4 protein-coding genes are annotated in these 5609 nt (G+C 71.8%); 1 reads left to right on the top strand and 3 read right to left on the bottom strand.

The window, feature by feature from the left end; all coding sequences use genetic code 11:
* The 3 genes from QN357_RS17575 to QN357_RS17565 form a co-directional block, all read right to left on the bottom strand.
* Window positions 1-965 (bottom strand): hypothetical protein (locus QN357_RS17575; protein WP_323505283.1); only part of this gene is annotated, 965 nt, incomplete at its 3' end.
* Window positions 966-1214: 249 nt separating this feature from the next.
* Window positions 1215-2615, bottom strand: coding sequence for a M20/M25/M40 family metallo-hydrolase (locus QN357_RS17570; protein ID WP_323505282.1), 1401 nt, complete (start codon window positions 2613-2615; stop codon window positions 1215-1217).
* A gap of 44 nt (window positions 2616-2659) precedes the next feature.
* On the bottom strand, window positions 2660-3421 hold the full coding sequence (locus tag QN357_RS17565; protein WP_134449817.1) for a gamma-glutamyl-gamma-aminobutyrate hydrolase family protein: 762 nt from the start codon (window positions 3419-3421) through the stop codon (window positions 2660-2662).
* Window positions 3422-3614: 193 nt separating this feature from the next.
* Between QN357_RS17565 and QN357_RS17560 the strand changes: the two genes are divergently transcribed.
* The coding region (locus QN357_RS17560; protein WP_323505281.1) for a TPM domain-containing protein at window positions 3615-5609 on the top strand (1995 nt) is incomplete at its 3' end.

The raw sequence follows: 5609 nt of genomic DNA, 5'->3' as shown, positions 1-5609 counted from the left end.
GCCGTCGTCGCCGCCAACGCCGCATCCCGCGCCAACCCCAGACTCACATTCAACTCCACCTGCCGCACCCGCAACCGATCAGCATCCCGCACCGCGAACAACAGGCGCAGGGCACCAGCCATCACGGTCACGACGGCGGTGACGATCGAGAAGTACGACAGGGAGGTGAATTGATTCACCAGGGCAACCGCAAGGGCGCCGAGCGTGAATATCGAGGGAATCGCCAGTACGAACGCCGAATCCGACCCGACAGGCCTCGGGGTGCTCCGGGACCGCCAGGCCGCGGCCACGAGGAGCAGGGCCGCGAGCGGCCAGAGCGCGTTGACCGGCGCTCCCGGCAGATCGAGCCCGGGAAGGCCGGTCGCCTGGATGAGGTTGCCCAGGGCCATCAACGAGAATGCAGCTGTGCACAGCGCCCAGATCTGACTCGGGCGCCGGCCGAGGGCGGCGGCCGTGCCGACAAGGATGGCGACGAGCACGAGCGGGGCGACCGCGTAGACGAGGGAGATCAGGCTGTCGACGGTGATCTCGTCGGCGGCGCGATAGAAGAGCGCAGACGCGATCGACAGCAGACCCAGGCTTGCAATCACACCGTCGAGCCACACGGAGGCCGTTGACGGCGGCAGCCGCTTCCGCACCAGCAGGACCAGCCCGGCGAAGGCGAGCCCGAAGAAGGCTGCGTCGAGTGCGAAGGCGAACGCATCCAGCACGGCGGCGGCGTCATGGTCCGTTGCGGCCGCCGCCGTGCCGGCCGCGTCCGACAGCGCGACGGCGTACAGGGCGCCGGCAAGCGCTCCCCAGGCGGGGCGCTCGATCGCGCGCAGGACCACTCGAGCTCCGACCAGGGTCGCGGCTCCGAGTTCGAGCGCGATGTAGAACCAGCCGTCGAGCCACCCGGGGCGGCCGGGGCCGGTCACGAGGAACGTCGACGCGGCGTATGCGACGGTCCCGATGAGAATCGCCATGAACGAGACCCGGATCGATCCCGGCGCGTCGGGCAGGAGAGAAGCGACGCTGGCGGACCCGCGCTGTGCCACCTGAATCGACCTCTCGTCCGGGTCGTCGCCCCGGCGGCCGCCCGTGCATGCACTGGCCATCCTCAGCGCAGGTCCGGAGCAGGTGACGACGGACGTCAACTGCTACTTACAGTGCAGCATTGCATGCAATTTATCAACTGCGAGCGGCTCGACCCCGGGACTCCCCGCGTGAAGCGATCAGCCGTGCAGGTCCCGCACGACGGCGTCGAGGGCGTTCACCGTGAGTGAGACGGACTCGACGTCGATCCGCTCGTCGTTGCCGTGGAAGAGCTGGCGGAACATTCCGTAGTCCCAGCGCCGGCTGAGCAGGGCGAAACCGTATGCGGGGATGCCGCGGCGGCGGTAGAACCGGGCGTCTGAGCCGCCGACGCTCAGCATCGGCAGCAGGTCGGCGTTCGGGTACGCCCGGCGGGCGGCCGCACCGACGGCGTCGTAGAGCGGTGTGTCGATCGGAGAGCGGGTCGCGGCTTCGAACCCCTCGCCCTCGATCGTCACGTCGGCCATGAGCTCGCCGAGCGCCTCGCGGAGGTAGGCGTCGACATCCGCCGCCGCGATGCCGGGCAGCACCCGGATGTCGAGGGTCACCGTCGCGAGGGCGGGAATGACGTTGTCCTTGTCACCGGCCCGCACGACGTTCGGCGAAACGGTCGTGTGGGTCGAGGCGTGCGCGAAGCCGGCGAGGGTGCCGAGTTCGTGCAGGGCGTCGATGATGCGCACGGGGTCGAGGAGCCGGGCGGCGAGCGCCGGGTCGAGGTCGAGCGCCGCGACGTAGCGGCGCCAGTCCGGGGTGATCTGCACGGGCGCGTGGTACCGGGAGAGCCGGTACACCGCATCCGCTGCGATGATGGCGGCGTTGCGGGCACCCCAGGGCGCCGAACCGTGCCCGGGGGTGCCGTGCACGACGAGGCGACGGCCGGCGAGGCCCTTCTCGCCGATCGTCGTGGAGATGGAGGGGGTGGGGCCGACAGGCACGCCGCCGGACTCGGTGAGGACGAAGTCGGCGTCGATCAGGTCGAGGCGGTTCTCGGTGAGCCACTCGACGCCCAGGCCGCTGCCGGCCTCCTCGTCGGCGACGGCCGCGAACACGAGGTCGCCCCGGGGTCGGAACGAACCGGTCGCGATGGCACGTGTGACGGCGGCGTAGCTCGCGGTGAGGCAGAGCATGTCGAGAGCGCCTCTGCCCCAGATCTCGCCGTCGACGATCTCCGCCGCGAACGGGTCGCGGCTCCAGCCGGCCTCGTGCACGGGGACGACGTCGAGGTGGCCGACGAGGGCGAGGGAGGGCGCGCCGGGGTCCGTTCCGTGGATGCGGGTGATCAGGGAGGCCCGGCCCGGGTGCGGTTCGACGACCTCGAGGTCGAGGCCGGAGCCGGCGAAGAAGCCCTCGAGGGTGCGCACACTGCGGATCTCGCCGCCGGAGTCCGCTGTGCCGTCGTTGACGCAGGCGTTGCGGATCAGGTCGCGCAGCAGGTCGACAGTGGCGCGGGTGAGCGCGTCGTCGGGGTTCGTGCTGCCCGGAATGATGCTGCCGGAAAGGGTGTCGTCTGCGATGGTGCGGTCCTTTCGACAGGTGCCCACACTCTACCCGAGCGGATGCCGGGCTCGGGTCGGCTCAGCTCAGCTCAGGCCGCGATACGACCGGCCGCTTCGATGGCCGCGAGCTGGCGCTCGAGGCTCTTCAGCAGCAGCGGGAGCTGGTCGGCGGGAGCGTCGGGGGCCTCAGGGTGCCACTGCACGCCGGTGATCGGCGCGAACTCGTGCTCGACGGCCTCGATGAGCCCGTCGGGGGCCACCGCTGCGGCGAGGAGGCCGGTGCCGAGGCGGTCGACGCTCTGGTGGTGCGCGCTCTGCACGGCGGCGAACGCGCCGCCGAGGCTGTCGGCGAGTACGGTGCCCTCGAGCAGTTCGACGGTGTGTTCGCGGAGGATCCGGTCGATCGGCACGTCGACGTTGCGGTGGATGCCTTCGTCGATGTGCTGCACGATGCTGCCGCCGAGGGCGACGTTGATGATCTGGAGGCCGCGGCAGATGCCGAGCAGCGGGGTGCCATGCTCGAGGGCGCGGCGCACGAGCGCAAGCTGGCCGTCGTCGGCGACCGGGAAATGCAGGGTTTCTTCCGGGTAACCGGAGACGCCGCCGTAGAAACGGGGAGTGATGTCTTCCCCGCCGAGGATGACGATCGCGTCGGCATCCGCTGTCGCGGTGAGCAGGGTGGCGATGGTCATGTCGGCCGCGGCGAGGCGGGTGACGGCCCAGCCGCCCTGTTCGGCTGCGGCCACGACGGTTCCGTTGAGGACCTGGACCTTGGCGTGGTACGCGGGCCGGTCCGGGCGGCTTCCGGTGACCTCGACGACCGCGAGGCGCGGGGCGGTGGTCTCGGCCATGCTGCCCTCCAGGCTGTTTCATCGTGTGCGGTGTTCCCAGTGTGGGCACTGCCGGCTCCGGACGCGAACGGGGCCGTCACAGTGCGCAACAGAAGGTTCGTAGACGGGTGGGTCTGGCCGTTCTATGCTCGCGGCAGGAGAGCGCCGGACACCGGTGCTCGCCTGCCATTCCCGCGCCGAAGGAGGCGAGTCCATGCGGTCACGACGGCTGCTGTTCCTGGGGGTCGTCCTCGCGGTCGTGGGCCTCGGGGCAGGGCCGGGGACTCCGGCATCCGCCGAGGATCCCCCGAGCTTCGGGTCGAGCCACGTGGTCGACAGGGTCGGCGCCCTCGGCTCCCGCACCGCGGAGGTGACCGCCGCCCTCGACCGGCTCTACGCGGAGACCCGCACCGACCTCTTCGTCGCCTACGTCGACAGCTTCACCGGAGTCGCCGACCGCCAGCAGTGGGCAGACCAGACCGCCGACGAGAACGGGCTCGGCACCAACGACGTGCTGCTTGCCGTCGCAACAAGCGACCGCCAGTACCAGCTCTCGGTCGCGCAGAATTCGACCCTGACGGATGCGCAACTTCTGGAGGTCGAAACCGTCGCGATCGAACCGGCCCTGCGCGTGAACGACTGGGCCGGGGCGGCGATCGGCGCCGCGAACGGCTTCGCGGCGACGATCGGCGGCCAGCCGGTTCCAGCGCCCTCGCTCACCCCCGGTACCGCGAATCCCGGAGGAGGGGCCTCCGGGGGCGGCCTCATCACGGTGATCCTCGTGGCGCTCGTCGTTTTCATCGCGATCGTCGCGGGGACGATCGTGTTCTTCGCTCGCAGACGGCGGGGCGCGGCGGTGGCTGCAGCCGGTGCAGCCGGTGCAGCCGGTGCAGCGCCTCCCGTCGGAACCGGGCAGCCCGCCGCCCTCTCCACCGAAGAGCTCTCCCGGCGGGCGGCGACCGCCCTCGTCCAGACCGATGACGCCGTGACGTCGAGCGAGCAGGAGCTCGGCTTCGCCCTCGCCCAGTACGGTCAGGAGGCCACGGAGGCGTTCCGCACGGCCCTCGACTCCGCGAAGGCCGCGCTCCGGGCCGCGTTCACCCTCCAGCAGAAGCTCGACGACGCCGTCCCCGACACCGAGGAGCAGCGCAGGGACTGGTTCCTCGCCATCCTCGACGGCTGCGAGCAGGCCAACACGACCCTCGACGACCAGGCGGCGGACTTCGCCGCGCTGCGCCAGCTGGAGAAGAACGCTCCGGCCGCCGCGGCATCCGCTACCCGCGACGCCGACGCCGCCGAGAGCAGGATCGCGCCCGCCGCCGCCCGTATCGCCGAACTCGCCGGCCGGTATACCGCGGCCGCACTCGGGACCGTCGCCGACAATGCCGACCAGGCCAGGGAGCGCATCGCCTTCGCACGCACGGCACTGTCGGAGGCCGGCAAACGGATCGAGAGCGACCCGCCGGGAGCAGCCGTCGGGATCCGTGCGGCGGAGGAATCGGTCGACCAGGCCGGGCTGCTGCTCGATGCCGTCGACCGGCTCGGAACCGACCTCTCCGCGGCGGCGGACCGGGTCTCGGCCACACTCGCGGAGTTGCAGGGGGATCTCGCCGCGGCCCGCGCGCTGCCCGCCACCCCTGCCGGCGTCATCGCCGACACCGAACGCGCCGTCGCCGAGGTCTCCGCCCGGCTCGGCGCCGGACCGATCAACCCGCTCGAACTGCTCGGCCGGCTCGAGGCGACCAACGCGCGCATGGATGCCGCGCTGCAGGGGGTGCGGGACGCGGCCGCCCAGGCGCAGCGCACCGAGGCCGCACTCGACCAGGCCCTGCTCTCCGCGCACGGCCAGGTCTCGGCGGCGGAGGACTTCATCACGGCCAGGCGCGGCGCCGTCGGTGCCGAGGCGCGCACCCGGCTCGCCGAAGCCGGACGTCTGCTCGCCCAGGCCGACGGCACCCGCGCGACCGACCCGGGCTCCGCTTTCACCGCCGCGCAGCGCTCCGGCTCGCTCGCCGCGGAGTCGATCACCCTGGCACGAGCGGATGTCGACGGTTTCGCGGGCGGGCCCGGCCCCGGTACCGGCCTCGGGCAGGGCGGAGGTCAAGGCGGCACCGGGTCAGGCACGCTCGGCGCCGTCCTCGGCGGGATCCTGATCAACTCGGTGCTCTCCGGCAACCGCGGTGGCGGTCTCTTCGGCGGCGGTCTCTTC

This window comes from Cryobacterium sp. RTC2.1 (assembly GCF_035018685.1).
Lineage (GTDB): Bacteria > Actinomycetota > Actinomycetes > Actinomycetales > Microbacteriaceae > Cryobacterium > Cryobacterium glucosi.
The sequence above is the reverse complement of the archived record's forward strand: the minus strand, read 5'-3'. Positions and strand labels throughout refer to the sequence as shown.

Excerpts from the sequence above, each read along its gene's own strand:
- QN357_RS17565 (WP_134449817.1), bottom strand. The coding sequence starts at position 3,421 with ATGGCCGAGACCACCGCCCCGCGCCTCGCGGTCGTCGAGGTCACCGGA.